The organism is Sinobaca sp. H24, assembly GCF_023845525.1.
This window is the reverse complement of sequence record NZ_JALBWT010000008.1, coordinates 81,014-100,725: the sequence shown is the minus strand read 5'-3', so window position 1 is coordinate 100,725 and position 19,712 is coordinate 81,014. Positions and strand designations below refer to the sequence as shown.

At 48.4% G+C, this 19,712-nt stretch carries 19 protein-coding genes and 1 pseudogene; 11 read left to right on the top strand and 9 right to left on the bottom strand.

Going from position 1 to position 19,712, the window contains the following annotated elements:
• The first annotated feature begins 188 nt into the window (after positions 1 to 188).
• Both MMY81_RS12820 and MMY81_RS12815 read left to right on the top strand, forming a co-directional pair.
• Positions 189 to 1,727 carry a DUF262 domain-containing protein gene (locus MMY81_RS12820; protein WP_252313205.1) on the top strand — a complete coding sequence of 513 codons (1,539 nt, stop codon included), beginning with the start codon at positions 189 to 191 and terminating at the stop codon, positions 1,725 to 1,727.
• A 4-nt stretch (positions 1,728 to 1,731) separates the two neighbouring features.
• Positions 1,732 to 1,869 carry a hypothetical protein gene (locus tag MMY81_RS12815; RefSeq protein ID WP_252313204.1) on the top strand — a complete coding sequence of 46 codons (138 nt, stop codon included), beginning with the start codon at positions 1,732 to 1,734 and terminating at the stop codon, positions 1,867 to 1,869.
• Between the two features lie 439 nt (positions 1,870 to 2,308).
• Here the strand turns inward: MMY81_RS12815 and groL are convergent.
• Positions 2,309 to 3,950: pseudogene (groL, locus tag MMY81_RS12805) on the bottom strand (chaperonin GroEL).
• Positions 3,951 to 4,019: 69 nt separating this feature from the next.
• Complete coding sequence (groES, locus tag MMY81_RS12800) at positions 4,020 to 4,304, bottom strand: co-chaperone GroES (RefSeq protein WP_120193943.1); 285 nt, start codon at positions 4,302 to 4,304, stop codon at positions 4,020 to 4,022.
• Between the two features lie 358 nt (positions 4,305 to 4,662).
• Here groES and MMY81_RS12795 point away from each other — a divergent pair, with 358 nt between their 5' ends.
• Positions 4,663 to 5,382, top strand: a complete 720-nt coding sequence (locus MMY81_RS12795; protein ID WP_252313202.1) for a CPBP family intramembrane glutamic endopeptidase — start codon at positions 4,663 to 4,665, stop codon at positions 5,380 to 5,382.
• A complete protein-coding gene (locus tag MMY81_RS12790) occupies positions 5,379 to 5,612 on the top strand; it encodes a hypothetical protein (protein WP_252313201.1) in 234 nt (77 codons plus the stop codon). The genes MMY81_RS12795 and MMY81_RS12790 overlap by 4 nt, the downstream gene beginning before the upstream one ends.
• Positions 5,613 to 5,644: 32 nt before the next feature.
• Here MMY81_RS12790 and MMY81_RS12785 read toward each other — a convergent pair whose 3' ends face one another.
• The 7 genes from MMY81_RS12785 to MMY81_RS12755 all read right to left on the bottom strand — a co-directional run bounded on the left by MMY81_RS12785 (position 5,645) and on the right by MMY81_RS12755 (position 11,650).
• The gene (locus MMY81_RS12785; RefSeq protein ID WP_252313200.1) at positions 5,645 to 6,667 is read right to left on the bottom strand and encodes a hypothetical protein; all 1,023 of its coding nucleotides are present in this window, start codon (positions 6,665 to 6,667) and stop codon (positions 5,645 to 5,647) included.
• Positions 6,664 to 7,893, bottom strand: coding sequence for a glycosyltransferase family 2 protein (locus tag MMY81_RS12780; RefSeq protein WP_252313199.1), 1,230 nt, complete (start codon positions 7,891 to 7,893; stop codon positions 6,664 to 6,666). Before MMY81_RS12780 ends, MMY81_RS12785 begins: the two co-directional genes overlap by 4 nt.
• Before the next feature lie 3 nt (positions 7,894 to 7,896).
• Positions 7,897 to 8,673 (bottom strand): hypothetical protein, encoded by a 777-nt coding sequence (locus tag MMY81_RS12775; protein ID WP_252313198.1) that lies wholly within the window; start codon positions 8,671 to 8,673, stop codon positions 7,897 to 7,899.
• Position 8,674: 1 nt separating this feature from the next.
• Positions 8,675 to 9,793 (bottom strand): non-hydrolyzing UDP-N-acetylglucosamine 2-epimerase, encoded by a 1,119-nt coding sequence (gene wecB / locus MMY81_RS12770; protein ID WP_252313197.1) that lies wholly within the window; start codon positions 9,791 to 9,793, stop codon positions 8,675 to 8,677.
• Positions 9,794 to 9,949: 156 nt separating this feature from the next.
• A complete protein-coding gene (gene tatC, locus MMY81_RS12765; protein WP_252313279.1) occupies positions 9,950 to 10,735 on the bottom strand; it encodes a twin-arginine translocase subunit TatC in 786 nt (261 codons plus the stop codon).
• A 31-nt stretch (positions 10,736 to 10,766) separates the two neighbouring features.
• Positions 10,767 to 10,964, bottom strand: coding sequence for a twin-arginine translocase TatA/TatE family subunit (locus MMY81_RS12760; protein WP_120193951.1), 198 nt, complete (start codon positions 10,962 to 10,964; stop codon positions 10,767 to 10,769).
• A gap of 38 nt (positions 10,965 to 11,002) precedes the next feature.
• On the bottom strand, positions 11,003 to 11,650 hold the full coding sequence (locus MMY81_RS12755; RefSeq protein WP_120193952.1) for a redox-sensing transcriptional repressor Rex: 648 nt from the start codon (positions 11,648 to 11,650) through the stop codon (positions 11,003 to 11,005).
• A 273-nt stretch (positions 11,651 to 11,923) separates the two neighbouring features.
• Here MMY81_RS12755 and MMY81_RS12750 point away from each other — a divergent pair, with 273 nt between their 5' ends.
• From MMY81_RS12750 to MMY81_RS12720, 7 genes are all read left to right on the top strand, one after another.
• Positions 11,924 to 13,864 (top strand): ABC-F family ATP-binding cassette domain-containing protein, encoded by a 1,941-nt coding sequence (locus MMY81_RS12750; protein ID WP_252313196.1) that lies wholly within the window; start codon positions 11,924 to 11,926, stop codon positions 13,862 to 13,864.
• A 347-nt stretch (positions 13,865 to 14,211) separates the two neighbouring features.
• Positions 14,212 to 15,813, top strand: a complete 1,602-nt coding sequence (locus tag MMY81_RS12745) for an ATP-binding protein (protein WP_252313195.1) — start codon at positions 14,212 to 14,214, stop codon at positions 15,811 to 15,813.
• Entirely contained in the window at positions 15,810 to 16,511 is a 702-nt protein-coding gene (locus tag MMY81_RS12740) for a response regulator (protein WP_252313194.1), read from the top strand. The genes MMY81_RS12745 and MMY81_RS12740 overlap by 4 nt, the downstream gene beginning before the upstream one ends.
• A gap of 136 nt (positions 16,512 to 16,647) precedes the next feature.
• Positions 16,648 to 17,649 carry a tripartite tricarboxylate transporter substrate binding protein gene (locus MMY81_RS12735; protein WP_252313278.1) on the top strand — a complete coding sequence of 334 codons (1,002 nt, stop codon included), beginning with the start codon at positions 16,648 to 16,650 and terminating at the stop codon, positions 17,647 to 17,649.
• Positions 17,650 to 17,725: 76 nt separating this feature from the next.
• Complete coding sequence (locus MMY81_RS12730; RefSeq protein ID WP_252313193.1) at positions 17,726 to 17,947, top strand: hypothetical protein; 222 nt, start codon at positions 17,726 to 17,728, stop codon at positions 17,945 to 17,947.
• Between the two features lie 7 nt (positions 17,948 to 17,954).
• Entirely contained in the window at positions 17,955 to 18,179 is a 225-nt protein-coding gene (locus tag MMY81_RS12725) for a tripartite tricarboxylate transporter TctB family protein (protein WP_252313192.1), read from the top strand.
• Between the two features lie 15 nt (positions 18,180 to 18,194).
• Entirely contained in the window at positions 18,195 to 19,694 is a 1,500-nt protein-coding gene (locus MMY81_RS12720) for a tripartite tricarboxylate transporter permease (protein WP_252313191.1), read from the top strand.
• Positions 19,695 to 19,712 lie beyond the last annotated feature (18 nt).

Sequence of the window (19,712 nt, the reverse complement as noted above, 5' to 3'; positions counted from 1 at the left end):
TTATTATTTAACGTTAAGATAAGTGCTTATTAAAACATTTTGATACAATTAACCAATGAATATATGGAGGTGGTTCTAATGAAAGCAACTGAAACTAACTTATTACAATTTCTTAAAGGACCAAAACAATTTGTTATCCCAATCTATCAACGTACATATAGTTGGACTAAGAAAGAATGTAAACAACTTTGGAAGATATTGAGAGAGCCGCCATGGACGATAATATGTCTGGTCATTTTATAGGTTCTGTGGTTTACGTAGAGAAGGGTCTGTACCATGTAACATCAGTCCCAAAGCTTTTAGTTATTGATGGACAGCAACGATTAACTACCTTAAGCCTTATACTTGCTGCCTTCTCTGAGTTAATACAGGAAGATGAAAAAGAAGCATCTTTAATTACAGCAAAGAAAGCGAGAAACTATTATTTATTAAATCAAGATGAAGAAGATGAAGAACATTACAAGCTTCTACTCACCCAAAAAGATCGCGCTACCTATATGGATTTATTAGATAATCGAGAATTAAATGATGAGTATTCAAATAGAATTGTAGAAAATCATTCGTACTATAAAGAAATAATGAAAAAAAGTAAGCTAACCCTTGATGAAATTTACCAAGGAATTAGTAAGTTAATTATGGTCGATATTTCTCTGGATAGAGACAAAGATAACCCGCAGCTAATATTTGAAAGTTTAAACTCTACGGGCCTTGATTTATCTCAAGCTGATTTAATCCGTAATTACTTTTTAATGGGATTAGAAGAAGAGAAGCAAAAAAGATTATATAATAACTATTGGTCTAAACTTGAGAAGAGGTTTGGACATTTGGAAGATACGCGCTATTTTGACCGCTTTATTCGAGACTATTTAACTCTCAAGACAGGTAATATTCCAAAGATTGATTTTGTATATGAAGCATTCAAAAATTATGTTTGGCAAAATGAAGAGAGCACAATAGAGGAAATTATCACAGAGGTATTTAAATACGGAAATTACTACATTAATCTGACCTTAAGTGTAGATGATCCCTTATTGGATGTAGGATTCAAAGATATTCGCACACTTAAAGTCGATGTTTCTTATCCATTCCTTCTTAAAGTGTATGATGATTTCACAAATAATCTTATTACCCGTGAAGATTTCTTGGAAATTCTTAAACTAGTTAGCAGCTATGTGTTTAGGAGAGCAATCTGCGCGATTCCTACAAACTCTCTTAACAAAACCTTTGCATCTTTGATTAAAGAAGTAGATCTAGATGCATATATAAAGAGCACAAAAGCAGCGTTATTGTTAAGAACGAGCTATAGAAGATTTCCATCTAACGAAGAATTTAAACAAGAACTAGTTGTAAAAGATGTGTACAACTTTAGGAACCGTAATACACTACTCGGAAAATTAGAAAATTATAATAGAAAAGAACCAATTAGTGTAGAAAATTATACAATTGAACATATTATGCCGCAGAATAAGAATGTTCCTTCGGCCTGGCAATCAGAGTTAGGAGAAGAATGGAAAAAGATTCACAATACCTATCTTCATACGCTTGGTAACATAACTTTAACTGGATATAACTCAGAGTTGAGTGACCGATCTTTTAAAGAAAAATCTAGTCTGCACGGTGGGTTCAAAGATAGTCCGTTATGGTTGAACCAAAGTGTAGCAGCTATTGAAAAATGGAATGAAACAGCCATAAAACAAAGAGCAATGGTTCTGCAGATCGAGCAGTAGAGATATGGCATATCCTGATTTAAGTGAAGAAGAACTCGCTGATTATCAGTTAAAAGAAAAAAATGTCGAAGAGCAAAGCTATACGTTAAACACATATAAAGATGCTTTCAGTCCTGAAACCTTTGAAATTTTGAAGAATTGAAGTTAAAAATCCTTAATTTGATAATTCTATTAACGAGAAATACAAGAAGTACTATATTGCTTATAAAATAGAAGATCATAACTTTGTAGATATAGAGCCAAAGAAAATCCATTTAAAATTGTGGTTGAATGTAAAGGCAAATAGCCTACACGATCCTCAACATCTACTAAAGATGTATCAAATATAGGTCATCGAGGAAATGGTGAGTTGGAGATAAAAATCACCCCTGATATTAACTTAAACCATGTTATGGATTTAATTAAACAGTCTTACGAACAAAACTTAGAATTTGATTTAACAAACTAACTATTTAATTGAAAAAAAGGTGCTTCTCAATGATGAGAAGCACCTTTTAGCTTTTGCTATTAAATTTCTATATGCAAATCGGATAATGATGAATTAGCTTTTTCACATTTTAATCAAAAAGTGAAAGCTTATATTACATCATGCCGCCCATTCCGCCCATGCCACCGCTCATGTCGGGCATGCCGCCGCCGTAGTCACTGCTGGACTCCGGCTTTTCTGCGATTACGGCCTCCGTTGTGAGGAACATCGCAGAAACGGAAGATGCGTGCTGTAGTGCAGAACGGGTTACTTTTGTAGGGTCGACGATGCCGGCCTCTACCATGTTTACCCATTCGTTGGTTGCGGCGTTAAAGCCGATGCCAATTTCTTCGTGCTTCATTTTTTCTACGATAACGGAGCCTTCAAGGCCTGCGTTTAAGCGCGATCTGGCGAAGCGGCTCTTCTAGTGCACGAACCACGATAGATACGCCTGTTGCTTCGTCGCCTTCCGCTTCGATAGCGGCAAACCGTCTTGTATACGTTCATAAGCGCGGTACCACCACCGGATACGATACCTTCTTCTACTGCTGCACGCGTAGAGTTCAAGGCGTCTTCGATGCGGAGCTTGCGCTCTTTCATTTCTGTTTCGGATGCGGCTCCGACTTTCACGACAGCGACACCGCCGGAAAGCTTCGCAAGGCGCTCCTGAAGTTTTTCTTTATCGAATTCAGATGTTGTTTCTTCGATCTGGGATTTAATCTGGTTCACACGGTTCGAAATTTGATCCGGCTGGCCATTTCCTTCCACGATCGTTGTGTTGTCTTTATCAATGGTAATCTTGTTGGCATTACCAAGCATATCGACTGTAGCTGTCTTCAGGTCAAGGCCTGTATCTTCTGTAATAACCGTACCGCCTGTAAGCGTAGCGATATCTTCAAGCATGGCTTTACGGCGATCACCGAATCCAGGTGCTTTAACGGCTACTGCGTTGAACGTGCCGCGGAGCTTGTTTACTACTAGTGTAGCAAGTGCTTCGCCTTCTACGTCTTCTGCAATAATCAGGATTGGACGGCTCTGCTGAACCACCTGCTCGAGTACCGGAAGAACTTCCTGAATGTTGGAGATCTTCTTATCGGTAATAAGAATGTACGGGTTATCAAGCTCAGCCGTCATCTTATCGGAATCCGTCACCATGTAAGGAGACGCATAACCGCGGTCAAACTGCATACCTTCTACGACTTCAAGCTCGGTATCAAGTCCGCGGGACTCTTCTACTGTGATAACGCCGTCGTTTCCAACGCGCTCCATTGCTTCAGCGATAATTTCGCCGACTTCGTCAGATGCAGAAGAAATAGCTGCTACCTGTGCGATGGACTCACGGCCTTCGATTGGCTTGGAAATTTTCTGCAGTTCATCTACAGCAAGCTTCGTCGCTTTTTCGATACCTTTGCGGATACCCATTGGATTCGCGCCGGATGTTACGTTCTTCAGACCTTCCTGGATCATAGCCTGGGCAAGAACGGTTGCTGTTGTCGTACCGTCACCGGCAATGTCGTTTGTTTGCTTGCTACTTCGGATACGAGCTGCGCGCCCATGTTCTCGAAGTTATCTTCTAATTCGATTTCTTTTGCGATCGTTACACCATCATTGGTGATAAGCGGGGAACCGAATTTTTTCTCAAGAACGACGTTGCGTCCTTTCGGTCCAAGCGTTACTTTTACTGCGTTAGCTAGTTCGTCAACACCGCGCAGCATTGAGCGGCGGGCGTCTTCGCGGAACTTAATATCTTTAGCCATTAATTGTACCCTCCTGAGTGCGTATTTGTTTCGTTGGGTGCTGCTTTTATACGTTCATTAAAAGAATGATTAGTTTACGACTGCAAGAATGTCGCTTTCACGGATGATTAAGTACTCCGTACCGTCAAACTTTACTTCTGTTCCGGAATATTTGGAATAAATCACTTTATCGCCTTCGTTTACTTCAAGCGGGCGTCTTTCTCCGTTGTCTTTTACTGCACCGGATCCAACCGCTACTACTTTGCCTTCCTGCGGCTTTTCCTGGGCAGATCCCGGCAGGACGATACCGCCTTTAGTAGTTTCTTCTGATTCAACTTGCTCAATGATAATACGGTCACCTAGTGGCTTTAACAAGGTAGAACCCTCCTTCAGAGTTAGCGTAAAGTCATGGCGTCCCTTGAAAAAACGGGCGCTGGCCTTTACTGTTTTTCATTTTTAGCACTCGGATGTACTGAGTGCTAATCCACTTATTATATTAATCATTCTGCTTTTGTTTTGCAAGCCCTTCCCGAAAAAAAGTTTCTGCTTTTTCGCACCGGACCCTTTCTTCTTGTTCCCGTCCTCTCTGATTTTTAATCTTATTTTCTCTGCCGCTTCACAATTGTTTCACATGCATTATCGTAAGGGATCTGCCGCCTGCTGTGGTACAATGACGGTTGGTACGGCGTAAAAGCCGCTGAAAGATCTTACTTATGTTAAGGAGTGGACGTTATTGAATAAGCGATATTGGGCGATACTGGTGACATATATTGCTATGCAGCTCTCCGGTATTATCGGCATTCCGCTGCTGCTTGCAACCGGAATGGATACCACACAGAGTGTTGCTGTATGGAGTATATTCAGCTTTATCGCCGCCCTGGTAGTCATGCTTCTGCTGTTAATACCGGAGCGTAAAGCCAGGCCCCATCCTAAATTAAAAAGAACCACCGTCGGGGACGCGGTGCTGTGGAGCTTTCTTGGTATTCTGCTCGCCTTCGTCGCCCAGTATGTGGCGGTCATTATTGAAACGGCCCTCTTCAACATTGAGCCGGGCTCGGAAAACACACAGGAAATTGTCGAGATGGTTCAGATGGTGCCGGTTTTCGCTCTCGTCGTGGCTGTGGTCGGCCCGATTCTTGAAGAGCTCGTTTTCCGCAAGGTGCTGTTCGGCGCGCTTTACCGCCGCATGAACTTCATTTTTGCCGCGCTGATCAGTTCCGTGATCTTCGCTGCCGTCCATCTTGATTTCACGCATCTCTTAATTTATACCGCCGTCGGCTTTACGTTTTCCTTCCTTTATGTAAAAACCGGACGGATTATCGTGCCGATTATTGCCCATGTGGCCATGAACGCTTTTGTCGTCATGACGCAGGTAATCTTCGCGGACCAGCTGGAAGAAATTATCCGTGAAGCGGAACAGGCCGCGCTGATTATTGGAGGCTTGTTTCTATGATGTCTCCGCTGACGATGTCGATGATTTACTTTGGAATAGCCGGCTTCTGTATTTTCCTTGGCCTCCAGTTTGCCGGGGAATACGGAATGTGGAGCGTGATGAGCGTGGCACTTGCTGCCATCGCCACGTTCGACCTCATGCTCGGGCACCGCTTCTGGGTGCTTCATAAACGCATGAAAGCATCAGACAACCCGGACAAGAAAGACAATAATGATAAAAAGGATCAATAAAAAGAAGCACCCCGCGCGGGTGCTTCTTTTTTTTACTCTTCGACAGCCTGCGTTTCTTTCTCCAGCCGCTTTAACGCCGTTTCTGCGAGGATATAATCAAAAAAATGGGCTTCTGTGGATACCTGTTCGGGCTCATGAACGTTCTCGAGCGGTTCTTTCCAGTCCGCCGCTTTTTCCGTGTCTCCTTTGTCGAGAAAGTGCAGCATAATCAATGCGTATACGGCCGGCGCTTCATAAGCGACCGACTCTTCCATCGTCGTCCGGTCATAGCGCCCCGTCAGGCGTCCGTTCGTTTCATAAATGTCATACAGCCAGTTTTCCAACGGCTGCACCTCCCCGGTGACCGCTTCCATCTGCTGCATGATCAGCACCTGGTCAATCAGGTTCACTTCGCCTTCGGTATAAAATTCCTTCTCCTGTTCCGCGACGTTATAGCGTTCGTAGTAGTAGAGGCTGTCATCCATGGCAGCACGTGTAACACCTTCAAGCGAAGCTCCGTCCCACCCGAAGCTTTCCCAGGCGGCAGCGGAAAAGTAGCTGAAGTGCACTTCCTGGGAGAGGGAATCGGACGGCCAGTCGTAAAAATCATGCCATTCGCCCGCGTCATACTGATAATGATAGACCGCCTGCTGAATCGACTCCGAGAGCTCCTGATATGACTCTTCACCGAACAGTTCGGCACCCCGCTGCAGCGCATAGGCAATGCGGACATCGTCAATCAGCGCGTTGACGGAAATACCCTCCTCCACCTTCCATTTAAGAAGCGTTCCCTCTTCAAGCTCTTCGGTGAACTCGGACAGGCGCTCCACTTCTGCCGCAAAGGCATCTTCGTCTTCGATGACGAGCAGGTAGTCCAAATACAGGCCGATCGATTCAGACAGGTATTCCGTCTCTCCTTCCCCGTCCGGGTAATTGGCGATCAGTCCATTGTCTCCCCGATATCTGTCTTCTACGACCGTCACGGTTTCATCCTCCTCCCCATCCGGCAGCAGCAGCCAGGCGGCTGCCAGGCCGATGCCGACGATCAAAAGTACGGCAATTATCCATTTTTTCACGAATTCTCTCCTTTAAAGCGTTCTGTTTTGTCCCAGAGTATCGTGCGCTTTCGTATTCGGCTCGCAAAGTAGGAGAAAAAGCTTTTCGCCAGCAGTACAAGAAACAGCTGGGCGTACGTAAAATACATAATGCCCCCTACTGCCACCTGAAAGCTGCCGGCATCCTTTTCCAGCACCTGTGCACTGAGAATCTGGCTCGTATATACAATATAGCTCATAAACCAGACCATTAACAGCGGAACTGCCAGCGACACTGACACCACATCAAACAGGCTGAGAATCAGCAGCACATTGGAGACAAACAGCACGACCACAAAAAAGAAATACGTTGCAATATGCTGAATCGAATGAATCAGCGTCGTCCGGTTCCAGAACGATGCGTCCTTTAATGATTTTTCCAATAAGTAAATGTTTCCGATCAGCCAGCGCGTGCGCTGCCGGATAAAAATCCTCAGATGCTCCGGCTCCTGTTCCCACGTTCTCGCTTCGGGCACGACGGGAAGGCGCCAGCCTTTCGAGGCCACCCGGATCGTCAGCTCCGCATCTTCGGCAAGCGCATATTCATCATAGCCGCCGAGCTCTTCGAGGGCGCTTACTTTCAGCAGCATATTCGTCCCGGCAAGCGATCCCATTTTCCACCAGTGCCAGCGTCCGCTCTGCATCAGCAGCTGAAACACCTCAAATTCGAGCGCAATCATCCGCGTCAGCAGATTTTTCCGGGCGTTGACTGTCTTCACATAGCCAACGGCCCCAACCGCATTTTTCGTCTGCACGGCGGCTTCCACCAACTTCTGCACCGCATCCGGCTCGGGCTGGTTGTCTGCGTCATACACGAGAAAATATTCGGTATCAATAAACGACAGACCGTGATTCAGTACTCTTGATTTCCCTTTCGGCTCGCCCGGCGGCACCTGAACATAGTGAATACGGGAAAAAAGCCGGCTGTACTCCCGGCCGATCGCTTCCGTATCATCACTGGAATTGTCATCAAGCAGAATCACCTGCAGCCTGCCCGGATACTCGAGCGCCTGCATCGCCTGCAGCGTATACTGCATCACGATTCCTTCGTTATGGGCCGGAATCAGAATGGACACCGACGGGTAGTTATCGAGCTTTTCAAACGGGTAAATTCTTCTGCGGTGAATAATACCGCCTACTGCCAGCCATGAATAATAAATTAATAATACCCAGAAAAACGTCATTGCCGTAATAAAAAATATATCCATCGTTCAGGCTTCCTTTCTCACCCGGTACAGCTGCGCTGCGGACGTGTGGAAATCATATTCTTCCATATAAGAGGAATATACGTCATAGGGCGGCTCCTCCGCTGCCATGATTTTCTGCCGGTTTTCGTCCAGGCGGTTTTTGACAATCCCCACGCCGGTTTCATCCGTATTCTGCAGGAAAACAGAAAAGCTTCCGTCCTGGTTGATCGTTGCCATATCGTACTGGGCTCGGATCGACTCCAAAATAACCCCGCTCATGCTTTTCTGCAGGGCCGCTGTCGCATAAACCTGCGGCTTCAGCACAATGTGAAGCAGATAGCCTGATTCTCCGCGCCTTTTCATGCCGGTAAGCATTAATTCCACCCGGCTTTCAAACTCGGAGATCGACAGCAGCATCGAAGAAGGCTCATATTTTTTCAGCTCGTCCACCTGCTTTTCAAGGGCCGCATGTTCGGCTAGCAGCGTTTTGAACGAAGCAAAGAACAGCCAGACGCTCACCGTAAAAAGGCTGAACAGAATATGGTGGCTGATGAGCGTAAGCTGGGCAGGCGCATTCGCGAAAAACACGCTCCAGCCTGTTAAATAAAAGCCATATAAAAGAATCAGCGACAGCGCCGCCGGAAAAATATACCTTGTTGGGAGCAGCGCCATTCCTGCTACCGCCGCGAGAACAAGCATCATCGAAATAGCCTGCAGCAGCGCGCCCCCCACCTTAAACATGAGCAGAAGACACAAAGTCATAATCGTAAACAGGATAGTCATGGATACCGTCGGCTTCATCTTACGCCTCCTTCAGGGCAAATAAATGTTCAATAATGTCCACAATACGAACCGATGCCCGACCGTCTCCGTAAGGATTCGGCCGATCCGCCATATCCGTGTAGGCCGCTTCGTCCTCGAGCAGCCGCGATGCCTCACGGACAATAACATCAGGGGATGTGCCGACGAGCTTAAGTACGCCAGCTTCGACCCCTTCCGGCCGCTCGGTATTTTCTCTCAGCACGAGCACCGGGACACCGAAGGAAGGAGCCTCCTCCTGAATGCCCCCGGAATCCGTTAAAATCAGCGCAGCTCTTGAAGCAATATTATGAAAATCGACGGTTTCGAGCGGTTCGGTTAGATGAAGCCTTGGATTCTCTGTAAACATGTTATCCACAAGCGCGCGGATCTGCGGATTTTTATGAACAGGATAGACTACGTGCAGATTCGTAAATGCCTCGAGCAGTCGCTGAATAGCTGTAAAAATGCCCTTCATCCCCTCTCCTGCGTTTTCACGGCGGTGCGTCGTTAAAATAATAAACCGCTCTCCGTCTATCGCATCGAGAATCGGATGGGTGTAGTCGGGCCGTACAGACAGCGCGAGCGCATCGATAGCCGTATTGCCGGTAACGAAAATAGACTCCGGCGGTATGTTCTCCCGAAGCAGATTGTTCTCGGCGGCGGCCGTTGGGGCAAAATGCCAATCCGCTGCCGCGGCGGCAAGCTTCCGGTTCATTTCTTCCGGATAAGGAGAGAACTTATCACCTGTGCGAAGCCCGGCTTCCACATGACCGACCGGAATCTGCTGGTAAAACGCCGCTATGGAGGCGGCAAATGTGGTAGTCGTGTCGCCGTGCACGAGCACCAGATCCGGCTTTATCTCATGAAACAGCGGATCCAAGCCTTCCAGCACCTTTACCGTAATCGTCGTCAGCGTCTGGCTCGGCTGCATAATGTTCAGGTTATGATCTGCCTCCAGCGCAAACGTCTCCAGCACCTGATCCAGCATTTCCTTATGCTGCCCCGTTACAATCAAAGACGACGCCACCGACGTACGCTGATCCAGCTCTTTTAAAAGAGGTGCCATCTTTATTGCCTCCGGCCTCGTGCCAATCACAGTGACTACCTTAATCTTCTGCATGACTCTGCCTCATCTCCGTAACATAGTTACGCTATATATCGTAATTAATATGAAATTTTGAATAAAATATCAGGATTTATTTATCATAAATATATATAAATAATCTTTTTATGAATAAACTTAAAAAAAAGCCGCCCCCAGGGGACAGCTTTTATATTACCCATTATTCTGTTTATCAATTTCTTCCTGCCGGCGTTTCTGTTCTTCAAGTGCCCATTCTTCCATACGCTGTTGCTCGGCCTTCAGTACTTTCTTGTACGTGGACCTGGAAATAATAATGCTTACTTCATACAGCAGCAGGAGCGGCACGGTCACCATCAGGTGCGACACGATCTCCGGCGGCGTAATAAAGCCTGCCACGACAAGCAGCACGAAGTACGCATACTTGCGCACCTTGCGCAGCCAGGCGGGCGTAATCATCCCAAGGCGCGTCAGAAACATCACTACGACCGGGAGCTGAAACAGCAGCCCAAACGGCAGCGTAAGCTGGAACAGAAAGGAAAAGTAGTCGTTCACTCCGTACTGTTCCGTCAGTCCGAGCCGCTCGGTCAGCGAGCTCAAAAACCGGAGCACGTTTGGAAACAGAATAAAGTAAGCGAAAGCCAGTCCCCCGAAAAACAGGAACGTGGCAATCGGGATGTAGGAAAGGGTTGCTTTGCGCTCATTTTCCAGCAGGCCCGGCGATACAAACGCCCAGAGCTGATGGAGCAGGAGCGGAAACACGAGTATCAGGCCGATCACAAAGGCGAAGTTCATATACAGCATCACCGGATCGGTAAGGCTGAAGACGTTCATCGGAAAATCTTCCGCTGCAGGTATGTTCTGCAGATACTCAATCACGCGCGGTGCAATAATCAGGCCGATAATCATGGCCGCAAGAAAAACGCTGCCGACCAGGATAATTCTCCTTCTCAGCTCCCCGAGGTGGTCATACAGCGTCATCTCTTCTTCTATAAGCGGCGGCTTCTGCTGATTACTTGGTTTCGCCGGTTTTTTGTTCGGATTTCTTTGGCTTCTCTTCATCGTCATCATCTGCCAGCCCCTTGGTTGCGTACTTAAATTCTCTCAAGGTGTTGCCCGCTGCCTTTCCAAGCTCCGGCAGCTTCTTTGGGCCGAATATGAGCAGTGCTACTATGGCAATCAGTGCAAGACTTCCTGGACCTATTGGCATGTTACAGCCTCCCTTTTTAAAATAATTCGGATACGTGCTTACGAATCGAGCGGATAATTCCGTAAAAAGTAGACGAGTGTCTGCAGTTCAATCGATAAATCGATATGGTGCACCCTTATGTAAGGCGGCAGGGACAGGCGGGCCGGCGTGAAATTCAAGATTCCCTTAATCCCGGCGTCCACAATCTTTTCGGCGGTGGACTGGGCAAATTCAGCGGGAACCGTCAGGATCGCCACGCTTGGCTGTTCATCTTCAGGTGCCTTTTCGGTAAGCTGGTCGAGATGGAAAATCTCCACTCCGCCTACTTCCTTACCAACAACGTTCTCATTTACGTCAAAGGCGGAAACGATGCGTGTGTTATCGCTTCTGGAAAAATTATAGCGCAGAAGCGCGGTGCCGAGGTTACCGACTCCAACGAGGCAGACGTTTGTCCGCTCGTCCTGATCCAGCGTTTTCCGGAAAAAGGACAGCAGGTAGGACACGTTATAGCCGTACCCTTTCTTGCCGAGTGCACCGAAGTAGGAAAAGTCCCGGCGGATCGTCGCCGAATCCACCTTCACCGCTTCGCTTAATTCCGTGGAAGACACCCTGGTTTTTCCGGAGGCATGCAGGTTTTCAAGAAATCGGTAGTACAGCGGCAGACGCTTCGCTGTAGCCTGTGGTATTTTTTGCTGGTCTGTATTCATTAGAAAGCCTCCAAAGGTCGCTGCCTGTATCAATCGGTACCAGGCATCGTTTGTATCGGGATCTCCCGGTATACACAGCATACCTGTTATCTGGGAGAAAGACGAACAGAAGGATTTCTGTTTACGCTTTCTTTTTTTTTGTACACCATATAAGCACGTATTGTCATAAGAATATCAAGGAAACCAGCCGTCTTTCTGTATCCTGAACAATCGCCTTTTCCCGCCAAATAAGCTAAACTAAAAGGTGAGACTTGTATAAAAGGATGGTTCTTGATGATTGCACTGCAGTGTATAGATATAACAAAGTCATTTGGCGCAGACACAATTCTGCATAATATAAAAATGGACGTAAAAGCCAAAGAGCGTGTCGCGCTTGTCGGGCGCAACGGCGCCGGCAAATCCACGCTTTTGAAAATTATTACCGGAGAGCTTGCGAGCGACTCCGGCCAGGTAGTGATTCCAAAAGACGTCGCGATCGGCTACCTCGATCAGCACAGCGGCCTCGACACCGACCGCTCCATCTGGGAGGAAATGCTGACGGTCTTCACCGAACTCCGCAAAATGGAAAAGGATCTCCGCGGACTGGAAGAAAAAATGTCGGATCCTACCCTTCTGGAACAGCCGGCGGCCTATGAAAAGGTGCTGAGCGAATATGATTCGATGCAGCATACCTTTAAAGAACGCGGCGGCTACCAGTTTGAAGCTGACATCCGCGGCATTCTTTCCGGACTCCGGTTCGGAGCATTTGACTATGAGACTTCAGTAAATGTGCTGAGCGGCGGGCAGAAAACCCGCCTCGCCCTGGCCAAGCTGCTGCTTTCCAAGCCGGAGCTGCTGATTCTCGATGAGCCGACCAACCACCTCGATATCGACACCCTCCGCTGGCTGGAGCAGTATCTATCCGGCTACGACGGTGCGGTGCTGATCGTTTCCCACGACCGCTATTTTCTCGATAAGATTGTCCAGAAGGTGTATGAAATCGCCTGGAACCGGGCTTCACTGTACCAGGGCAACTACAGCTACTATATAGAAGAAAAAGCTTTCCGCTACGAACAGGAGCTCAAAACCTTTGAAAAGCAGCAGAAGGAAATTGCCGAGCTCGAGGACTTCGTGCAGCGCAATATTGCCCGCGCCTCCACGACTAAACGGGCGCAGAGCCGCCGCAAAAAGCTGGAAAAAATGGACCGCGCCGGAAAGCCCGACGGCGACCGGAAATCAGCCTCGTTTTCGTTTTCCATTGATAAAGAAAGCGGCAATGATGTGCTCATGATTGAGAACGTACAGATCGGCTATCCGGGAGCGGAACCCATTATTAACAATCTGAGCCTGAACGTAAAAAAAGGTGAAAGCGTAGCGCTGATCGGCCAGAACGGTGTCGGCAAATCCACCCTTCTTAAAGCCCTGAAAGGAGATCTCCCCCTGCAGGACGGCACGATCCGGCTCGGAAGCAAAGTGAAGATCGGCTACTATGACCAGGAACAGGCCGACCTGAACACAAACAAGGATGTCCTGCATGAGCTTTGGGACGATTATCCACAGACGATGGAAAAAGATATCCGTACGGTTCTCGGAAACTTCCTTTTTACCCAGGAAGATGTGCTGAAAAAGGTGTACGACCTGAGCGGCGGCGAAAAAGCACGTCTTGCTCTTGCCAAGCTGATGATGCAGAAACCTAACGTTCTGTTATTTGATGAGCCGACCAACCACCTTGACCTCGACAGCAAGGAAGTCCTCGAGAGTGCGCTGATCGACTATCCGGGCACGCTCGTCTTTGTTTCCCACGACCGTTACTTTCTTAACCGGATGGCGACACGGATTGTGGAGCTGTCCCCGGGCGGCCTCCGCGACTATATCGGCGATTACGATTACTTTATTGCCCGCGTAGAGGACGAAAAGGAACGCGAAGCCATCCGCCTGGAGGAAGCGGCCGAAACGACCCCTGCTTCAGCCGGTGCGCCGGCTGTTAAAACAAGCTTTCAGAAGGACAAAGATGCCAAGAAAAACGAACGCAGGCGTCTGCGGCAGATTGAAACGATCGAAGCTTCTATTGAAGAGCTCGAATCCAGAATTGAAGAACACGAGCAGCAGCTCCTTGATCCCGATGTCTACAGCGACCACGAAAAGGCAGCCTCGATTCAGGCTTCTTCGCAGGAGCTGAAAACAGCCCTCGACCAGCAGATGGAGGAATGGGAAATGCTGCAGGAGGAAGAATAACGTACAGTAAAATAAGAGATAATAAGCATACCGCCTGCAGGATTTATTTTCCTGTCAAGCGGTTCTTTTTTCGAAATCCACACTTATACACACTATCCACAGAGTTGTGCACAGCCCCCTCTGCTTTCTATCCGGTACTGATGTGGTTATCCACATTTTTACCGAGTTATCAACAGATTTGCAATCAACAGGTTAAATCGTTATATACCAGTACTTCCTTCTGTTTTTCTGAATATTTAAAGAAGACTTATCAACAGGAGCTCCTTCTTTTTCCCGGGCCGCTTGACGTTATCCCCATTTCCCCGTATTCTTAAGAAAATGTAAGCGATTCATAAGGGGAAATTGCTGTGAAAATAACGATTCGGACGAAAATCATTTTCCTCGTCTCCGGCATTATTGCGTTTGTGACAATTCTTTTGTCCGGCAGTTATGCCTTTATGGAGATGAATGATATTGAAAGCACGCTCGGCGATAAAGCACTCAGTACAGCCACATATGTAGCGGCATCCCCCGTTGTGCGGGATGCTTTTTCTGCAGAAGAGCCTTCCGAGGTGCTTCAGCCCTATGCTGAACGCATCCGCAGGCAGTCCGGTGCGGAATTCGTAGTGATCGGCAATACCGATGGAATCCGCTACGCCCATCCGGATCCCTGGCAGATCGGGGAAAGCATGGTCGGCGGCGATAATGACCGGGCGCTCCTCGAGGGAGAAGCGTACATATCAAAAGCGACCGGAACCCGCGGTCCCTCCCTCCGCGGAAAAACGCCGGTACGGGATCAAAACGGCGATATTGTCGGCATTGTATCGGTCGGTTTCCTGATTGAAGACCTTCAGGCGGCAGTCTTCCGGCGCGTGGCCGTTCTAGCCGGTATTGCCCTGCTCGCTGTAGCCTGTGGAGTCATCGGCAGCATACTGCTTTCCAGAAGTATTAAAAAGGACATGTACGGACTCGAGCCCTATCAAATTGCCAACATGTACTCGGAGCGTAACGGCATTCTAAAAGCTATCCGCGAAGGCGTTATTGCCATTGACACCGAAGGGCGCATCACGCTGATAAACCAGTCGGCGGCCGCTATGCTCGGTGTACAGGGCAGTGTGGAAGGCCGGCATATAAAAGAGGTTCTCCCCTCTTCGAGTATGGACCGGGTGCTCGAAAGCCGGGAACCGGAATATAATCAGGAGCTTCAGCTTGAAGATACCACCCTGATCGTAAACCGGGAGCCTATTTTCAAAAAAGGCGAGATCGCAGGCGTTGTCTCAAGCTTCCGCGACAAAACGGAAATGATGCAGATGGCCAATACGCTCTCGGATATCCAGCGCTATTCGGACGACCTGCGCTCCCAGAACCACGAATTCATGAACAAGCTCTACGCCCTCTCCGGCTATCTGCATCTTGGCAGAAACCGGGAAGCGCTGCAGATGATTGATGAGGAAACCAACCTGCAGAAGCAGCAGGCCTCTGTCGTATTCGGGCAGATTCTCGATCCAACCATCCAGGCTATTTTATCCGGAAAAAGCAGCCGCGCCTCCGAGATGAAGGTCACCTTCCGGGTCGAGGCCGACAGCCAGCTCGACGTGCTCCCCTCTTCTATCGGCAAAGTGCAGATGGTGTCCGTGCTCGGCAATCTGATCGACAATGCCCTCGAAGCCGCCGGACAGCACAGCGCCAAGCCGGAAGTCCGCTTTTTCGTTACCGATATTGCCGATGATATTGTATTTGAAATCAGCGATAACGGGCCCGGACTTGCTGATTCGTTTGAAACGCTTCTGCAAAAAGGCGTCTCAACAAAATCCGGGACCGGCAAACGCGGGTACGGACTGTCGGTGATTCAGCACACGGTCCACGAACTTCACGGTATGCTCGAGTACACGTTTGATGAAGAAGGTACCATTTTTTCCGTTTATATTCCGAAACATCCGCATCTCGAGAAAAAGGAGGATATCTCATGATCAGAACCGCGATTGCCGAAGATGATTTCCGCATCGCCCAGATCCATCAGGAAATCATTGACGGGCTCGAAGGCTTTAAATGCACGGCTAAGGCTGCCAGCGCCGCTGAGCTGCTTGAACTGCTCCGCGCGCATCCTATTAAGCTTCTGCTGCTTGACGTATATATGCCGGACAGCATGGGAGTGGATCTGCTTCACACGATCCGCGGGGAGTATCCGGACGTAGACGTGATTATCGTTTCCGCGTCCACCAACGCTGAACATATTAAAAAAGCGTTCCGCTACGGCGTGTTTGACTATATTATTAAACCCGGTTCCCTCGACCGCCTCAAAGAAACGCTGCAGAAATACGAAGCGTTTCATCAAAACGTGTCCACGGTTCCCGACATGTCGCAGGAAGACATTGATGAATGGTACAGCGGCACGGTACCGGTGCAGGCAGATTCCCCTTCTCCGGCTTACATATATGGAGAAGAGCCGCTGCCAAAAGGTATTGACGCGCTGACGCTCCGCACCGTGCAGGAGCGACTTCAGGATATGCCGGAAGGAACCACCGCTGAAGAAATGGGGCGGCACCTCGGTGCTTCCCGTACGACCGCCAGACGGTATCTCGAATTTTTAATCTCTGTTGATAAAGGCGAGGCAAAGCCGATTTACGGCATTGTCGGCCGCCCGGAGCGCCGGTATTTCAGCCGGTAGCTCTTTTTTTGTGCACAAAATGAACAAAACCCCTGCTTTTGTTTTTAATAGAACTTATTTTGTAAACGGTTACATTTGTAATCGTTTTCTTTATGCTTGGATTATTCAATCAAAGGGGGTCATTATTTTGAAACATATGAAATTAGCAGCTTTTGGACTTATCTCCGCGGTTACGTTATCCGCCTGTGGATCCGGCAGCGAAGAATCATCCGGTGAAGGCGGCGACTGGGAGCCGGAACAGTCTATTGAAATGGTCGCTCCGTCAGGTGCAGGAGGCGGCTGGGACACTACCGCACGGATGGCCGCAGAAGGCTTTGAAACAGAAGGAATTCTGGACGAGGGCATGGGTGTCGTAAACAAAGAAGGCGGCGGCGGTTCGGTCGGCTGGTCCTACATACAAGGAAAAAGCGGGAATCCGCATCATCTGTTCGTTGCGTCTCCTCCCCTGCTTCTAATTCCACTTAACGGCCAGTCCGATGTCGGCTACGAAGACTTCACGCCGCTAGCGAACATGATTTCCGACTACGGCGCGTTCGCTGTGCGCGATGATGCCGAGTGGGAAGACCTGAATGAACTATTTGAAGACATGAAAGACGATCCGGAAGGCATTACCGTAATCGGCGAGTCCTCCCCGGGCAGCATGGACCATATGCAGTTTGTCAAAATTGCCGCCGCTGCAGGCGTTGATCCTAAATCCGTCAAGTACGTATCGGCTCAGGACGGCAGCACCATGACCAACCTGTTAAACGGAAACGCTGACGTATATTCCACCGGCGTGACAGAAACGATCGAACAGGTACGCGCCGGCGAAATCCGCGTGCTTGGTATTACAGCTGAAGAGCGGATGAGCGGAGACGTTATTGAAGACTTTCCAACCGCTGTCGAGCAGGGAATCGATGAAACGTTCGTCAACTGGAGAGGATTCTTCGGACCGCCTGATATGACAGAAGCCCAGGTAGCGTATTACGAAGAAAAATTCCAGGAACTTAATGACTCCGAGTTCTGGGCAGATACCCGCGAGAAATACGGCTGGGAAGAAGCGTACATGAACAATGAAGAATACAGTGAATTTCTCGAAGAAGAGAGTGCATCCATGCAGGAACTGCTTGATGATGTAGGCCTTTACAATCAGGAATAAATAAAGCACAGGCAGAAAAGGTGTCCTGCTGAGAGAGCCGGCACCTTTTCTTTTCTATACGAAAGGAGAGCACTTCATGTTAAAAGCACCGCACCGGAAAGTCAGCCTGGTTCTCATTGCCATTGCCGTTTTTTATTTATACTTAGCATTTCAGCTTCCGAGCTTCATGAATTCGATTATTGATTCCGATACGCTTCCTAAAACACTTGGTGTTCTGCTGATTGTCCTCAGCCTGATTTTGTTTTTCATGCCGGACATGAAACACCGGAGCAGAAAAGCGCAACATTCCAAAAAGTGATGCATTTATGCTGATCGGCACGTTTTTACTCATTCTCGTTTATATCTTTTTTCTGGAAATACTCGGATTTATTCTCGTTTCTATGTTGTTTATATTTATATGCAGTCTGTTTCTCGGATACAAAAAGCACGTCACCAACGCGATTGTGGCCGTTTTGTTTCCCGTTTCGCTTTATCTTATCTTTACACAACTATTGGGTATTTCCCTTCCTTCCGGGATTCTGCCTATTTAGAAAGGAGCATGCAGCATGGGTAATTTCGACGGTATATTAAGCGGGCTCCAGCTCGCTCTTAGTATAGAGGGTATTTTGTTTGTTCTTCTCGGCGTTATGGCCGGAACCTTTATCGGCATGATGCCGGGTCTCGGCCCTATCAGTGCCATCGCCATCATGATTCCATTGACGTACAGCATGGATCCAACCATTGCGCTCGTGCTGATGGCAGGCGTTTATTACGGAGCCGTCTTCGGCGGATCGACTTCTTCTATTCTGCTGAATGCACCCGGCATTGCCGGTACGGTAGCTACTTCCTTTGACGGCTACCCCATGGCCCAGAAAGGCCAGGCCGGTAAAGCCCTGGCCATTGCCGCCATTGCTTCTTTTACCGGCGGAACCGTCAGTGTTGTTTTATTAATGCTATTCGCTCCGCTTCTTTCCAGCGTGGCGATCGTATTTGGCCCGCCCGAGTACTTTGCCTTAATGATTCTCGGCCTTACCGCTATTTCCAGCCTTTCGGACGGCTCTACAGTAAAAGCACTGATCGCTGCTGTTGTCGGCATTATGGCCGTGACGATCGGCATTGACAGCCAGACAGGAACCGCCCGCTTTACGTTCAACAACCCGAACCTGCTCGAAGGCATCGACTTTCTCGTTGTTGCGCTCGGCCTGTTCGCCCTGGCAGAAATCTGCAACCTGATTATTAACCGCAAGGATAAAATAAAAGGCAATGAAAATATCGGCAGCCTCAAATTGTCCAAAAGCGATTACAAAGAAATGGCCGGCCCGATGACGCGGCAGTCTTTTCTTGGCTTTATTCTCGGCGTGCTTCCCGGCGCCGGCGCCACAATCGCTTCTTTTATCGGTTATATTACGGAAAAGAAAATCGCTAAAAATCCGGAGGAATGGGGCAAAGGTGCGGTTAAAGGTATCGCCGCTCCGGAAACAGCAAACAACGCGGCCACAAGCGGTGCATTCGTGCCGCTGCTCAGCCTCGGTATTCCCGGTTCCGGAACGACCGCTGTGCTTCTTGGTGCGCTGCTTGTTCTCGACGTGCAGCCCGGCCCGCTTTTGATCACCGACCGGCCGGAATTGTTCTGGGGCGTTATCATTAGTATGTATGTCGGAAACATCTTTCTGCTCGTCCTGAACCTTCCGCTTATTCCCTATATTGCGAAGGTGCTTGCCATTCCAAGACCGCTTTTAATTTCGCTTGTGATTATGTTCAGCATGATCGGCGTGTACTCGATCAGCTTTAACACATTTGATCTTTACATGCTGCTTGCGTTCGGTGTGCTCGGGTATTTCATGAGACTGTTCTCTTTCCCGGCCGCTCCGCTGATTCTCGCCTTTATTCTCGGCGGCATGATGGAAAATTCCTTCCGTCAGTCTATGACCATCGCAAACAACGATTTATCCATCTTTTTCACACGCCCGATCGCGGTCAGCCTTCTAGGCGTTGCGCTTCTCGCTTTTGTCGTGCCTCTCTGGCAGGCTATGCGAAACCGCAGAAAATCAAAAATGTCTTCCTAACAAAAAAAGCCCGGCCCG

What these genes read in the sequence shown, in the direction of transcription:
- MMY81_RS12815 (WP_252313204.1), top strand. Translation starts at nt 1,732, where the DNA reads ATGGCATATCCTGATTTAAGTGAAGAAGAACTCGCTGATTATCAGTTA.
- MMY81_RS12790 (WP_252313201.1), top strand. Translation starts at nt 5,379, where the DNA reads ATGATGTCTCCGCTGACGATGTCGATGATTTACTTTGGAATAGCCGGC.
- MMY81_RS12780 (WP_252313199.1), bottom strand. Translation starts at nt 7,893, where the DNA reads ATGGATATATTTTTTATTACGGCAATGACGTTTTTCTGGGTATTATTA.
- MMY81_RS12775 (WP_252313198.1), bottom strand. Translation starts at nt 8,673, where the DNA reads ATGAAGCCGACGGTATCCATGACTATCCTGTTTACGATTATGACTTTG.
- wecB (WP_252313197.1), bottom strand. Translation starts at nt 9,793, where the DNA reads ATGCAGAAGATTAAGGTAGTCACTGTGATTGGCACGAGGCCGGAGGCA.
- tatC (WP_252313279.1), bottom strand. Translation starts at nt 10,735, where the DNA reads ATGACGCTGTATGACCACCTCGGGGAGCTGAGAAGGAGAATTATCCTG.
- MMY81_RS12760 (WP_120193951.1), bottom strand. Translation starts at nt 10,964, where the DNA reads ATGCCAATAGGTCCAGGAAGTCTTGCACTGATTGCCATAGTAGCACTG.
- MMY81_RS12755 (WP_120193952.1), bottom strand. Translation starts at nt 11,650, where the DNA reads ATGAATACAGACCAGCAAAAAATACCACAGGCTACAGCGAAGCGTCTG.
- MMY81_RS12750 (WP_252313196.1), top strand. Translation starts at nt 11,924, where the DNA reads ATGATTGCACTGCAGTGTATAGATATAACAAAGTCATTTGGCGCAGAC.
- MMY81_RS12740 (WP_252313194.1), top strand. Translation starts at nt 15,810, where the DNA reads ATGATCAGAACCGCGATTGCCGAAGATGATTTCCGCATCGCCCAGATC.
- MMY81_RS12735 (WP_252313278.1), top strand. Translation starts at nt 16,648, where the DNA reads ATGAAATTAGCAGCTTTTGGACTTATCTCCGCGGTTACGTTATCCGCC.
- MMY81_RS12730 (WP_252313193.1), top strand. Translation starts at nt 17,726, where the DNA reads ATGTTAAAAGCACCGCACCGGAAAGTCAGCCTGGTTCTCATTGCCATT.
- MMY81_RS12725 (WP_252313192.1), top strand. Translation starts at nt 17,955, where the DNA reads ATGCTGATCGGCACGTTTTTACTCATTCTCGTTTATATCTTTTTTCTG.
- MMY81_RS12720 (WP_252313191.1), top strand. Translation starts at nt 18,195, where the DNA reads ATGGGTAATTTCGACGGTATATTAAGCGGGCTCCAGCTCGCTCTTAGT.